Genomic DNA, 2,768 nt, shown 5'->3' with positions numbered 1-2,768 from the left:
GGAACCGCTCCGACGTCGTCGACGGGAGCATCCACCTCGAGCACGGTGACCACGGCGCCGGCGACCGAGGCTCTGCGGGATCTCCGTGCACTGCCGGTCTCCGACGCGTACGTGCCGGCGCCCTACGACCGCGCCGCGTTCGGGCAGGCGTGGGCCGACGTCGACCGAAACGGCTGCGACACCCGCAACGATGTGCTCCGGCGCGACCTCACGGCCGTCGTGGTGAAGCCGGGCACCAACGAGTGCGTCGTGCTCTCTGGGACGCTCCACGACCCGTACACGGGCCGCACGATCGCCTTTCAGCGTGGGGACACGTCGAGCCTGGCCGTGCAGATCGACCACCGCGTCCCGTTGTCCTACGCATGGCGGCACGGCGCCGCCTCTTGGACGCCGGCGCAGCGGGAGCTGTTCGCCAACGACCAGGCGACGAACCTCGTCGCCGTCGACGGACCCGCGAACGAAGAGAAGTCCGACTCCGGGCCCGCGGAGTGGATGCCGGCGAACACCGGAGACGCCTGCGGCTACGCGGCGTCGTTCGTGACCGTGGCCACGAAGTGGCACCTGTCGATCGCCACCGACGACAAGCACGCACTCGAACGCACCCTCACCGGATGCACGAGCAAGGGAAGCAACTGATGAAGACGACGACACCCGACCCATTCCAGACCGCGATCGAGCAGCTGCAGTGGCCCTGGTGGGGCACGCCGCTGATCATTGCCGTTGTCGTGCTCGCACTCGCCGGCGGGATCTTCGTCCTCGTGCGATCGGCGGGCGGGAACGACGTCGACAAGAAGCAGCGCCACCTGCGCAAGGGGAACCGGCTGGGGCCGCTGCTGTACCCGGCTCGCAGGAAGGAAGCCAAGCGGCTGCACCCGAACGCGGTGGACCTGGCGCCCGGACAGCGGATCGGGACGCTCGTCGGCACCCGTGCGGCCTGGGTATGGCAGGGATGGCGTGAGGTTGCGACGTACATCTTCGGTACCGGTCGAGGGAAGACCAGCGCCCTCGTGATCCGGCACATGCTCGAAGCTCCCGGCGCAGCGGTGATGACCACGAACAAGGTCGACGGGGTCCGCGAGGTCCTCGCCGGCCGCAAGCGTGCCGGCGAGCAGTGGCTGTACGACCCGACTCAGGTGTACCGGCACGACAAGCGGCCCGACTTCGTCTACGACCCACTGACGGACGTTGGCGACCTCGTCGACGCGCAAGAGCTCGCCGCGATCTTCGAGGCCAGCACGAAGGACGCCGACAGCAAGAAGGACGCCCAGTTCGACTCGCAGGGTCTGGACCTGTTCGCGTACGCCCTCCTCGCCGCGAAGCTCGAGGGGCTGACGCTGCGGCAGGTCTACGAGTGGATCGTCAACCAGGAGCACGAGGAAATGGCGGCGATCATGAGCCGTCACGGGCAGATCGGCCCGAAGCTCGCTCTGGAGGGGTTCCCGAACCAGCCCGACAAGACCCGCGGCAGCGTGTACGCGACCGCGCAGCGCATGGCGTCCGCGATCGCGAACGACAAGCTGCTCGCCTGGGCCACCACACCCGGCGTGCGGCGGTTCAACCCGGAAGCGTTCGTTCGCAGCAACGACACCGCCGTGCTGATCTCCCGCAACGGTCCCGGCTCCGGTGGTGCGTTCGTGGCGTCGTTGGTCCGGTCGATCGCCAGGGCGGGCGAGCGGGCAGCGTCCGCGGACGGTGGCCGCATCACCGTCCCGGTGGTGTTCGAGCTCGACGAGGCAGCGAACGTGGTTCGGTGGCCGGAACTGCCGGACCTGGTGTCGTTCTACGGCTCGCTCGGGCTCATCCTCAGCGTGTACTTCCAGGGCTGGTCGCAGATGGTCCGCGTGTTCGGGGAGGCTGGCGCGGGACAGCTGTGGACGACGTCGCCGATCCGCGTCTACGGCGGCGGTGAGGATCCGCAGTCGCCGTTCCTCAAGCGGTTCAGTGAAGGCATTGGCGATTACGACGAGTGGACCACGACCACGTCCTACGGCCCTGGTGGCAGCACGAAGTCCAGGACACCGAAGCCGAAGCCGATCCTCCCTGTCGGCGACCTCGCGAACCTGCCGGAGTGGCGTGCGGTGGTCACCTCCGCGGCGGCGAAGCCGATCCTGATCCAGACCCGACCGTGGTTTAAGGACAAGGTGCTCCGGGCGATGGTCGACGGCCAGGAAGTCAAGAACGGGAAGATCGTGAAGCAGCCGCGCCGTGCGAGCGCAGCGGGTGCGAAGGGGGGCGCTCGTGTCGAGTCCGTTTAACCCTGATGAGTGGCCCGCTGGCTACGGCTCCCGTGACGTCGACGCGCCACCGCCGGATGACGACGCGCCGCCGCCAGCGGATCCGGCCACCGGGGAGGTCGAGCCCTCACCTGCGGACCTGGACATGACAGCGTTCCTGGCGTGGGTGAAGCAGCAGCTCGGCCGCGTCGAGGCGTACGGTGACGCCCGCGCCGCCGACAAGCCGCCGTGGTGTGCCCAGTGGTGGCTGCACCCTGAGGTCGTGGAGCGCCTGGTCGTGGCGTTCCAGGCGTACACGAAGTCGTTGAAGTCGCAGAACGAGGGCGACACCCTCGCCCTGTCGGCCTGGTGGGTGCAGCACTGGGACCACCACGCACGCATCATCTTCGACCGAGCGTCTGGTCCGTTCCGCGCCTGCGGCACGGACGGGCACCTCAGCAAAGCCAAGGGACGCGACAGCCTCGTGATCGTGCCCGCGGATCCACCAGCGGGCTGGGAAGCCTGACGCACGAGGAAGGGGCGGACACCGGATGG

The 2,768-nt window shown here is 68.8% G+C and carries 3 protein-coding genes; all 3 read left to right on the top strand.

The features are described 5' to 3' along the window. Nucleotides 1–636: HNH endonuclease family protein (locus BR70_RS18745; RefSeq protein WP_081827159.1), on the top strand; the 636-nt coding region annotated here is incomplete at its 5' end. Beyond that, nucleotides 636–2,255, top strand: coding sequence for a type IV secretory system conjugative DNA transfer family protein (locus BR70_RS0100170; RefSeq protein WP_027464426.1), 1,620 nt, complete (start codon nt 636–638; stop codon nt 2,253–2,255). The genes BR70_RS18745 and BR70_RS0100170, both read left to right, overlap by 1 nt. 124 nt (nt 2,256–2,379) lie before the next feature. Then, on the top strand, nt 2,380–2,739 hold the full coding sequence (locus BR70_RS18740) for a DUF4913 domain-containing protein (protein WP_035807541.1): 360 nt from the start codon (nt 2,380–2,382) through the stop codon (nt 2,737–2,739). The last annotated feature ends 29 nt before the right edge of the window (nt 2,740–2,768 follow it).

It is taken from the genome of Curtobacterium sp. UNCCL17 (assembly GCF_000686685.1).
GTDB lineage: Bacteria > Actinomycetota > Actinomycetes > Actinomycetales > Microbacteriaceae > Curtobacterium > Curtobacterium flaccumfaciens.
This window is presented reverse-complemented; position numbering and strand designations above follow the sequence as displayed.

Bases quoted from the DNA above. Each gene is read 5' to 3' on its own strand.
- BR70_RS18740 (WP_035807541.1), top strand. From the start codon at position 2,380: ATGACAGCGTTCCTGGCGTGGGTGAAGCAGCAGCTCGGCCGCGTCGAG.
- BR70_RS0100170 (WP_027464426.1), top strand. From the start codon at position 636: ATGAAGACGACGACACCCGACCCATTCCAGACCGCGATCGAGCAGCTG.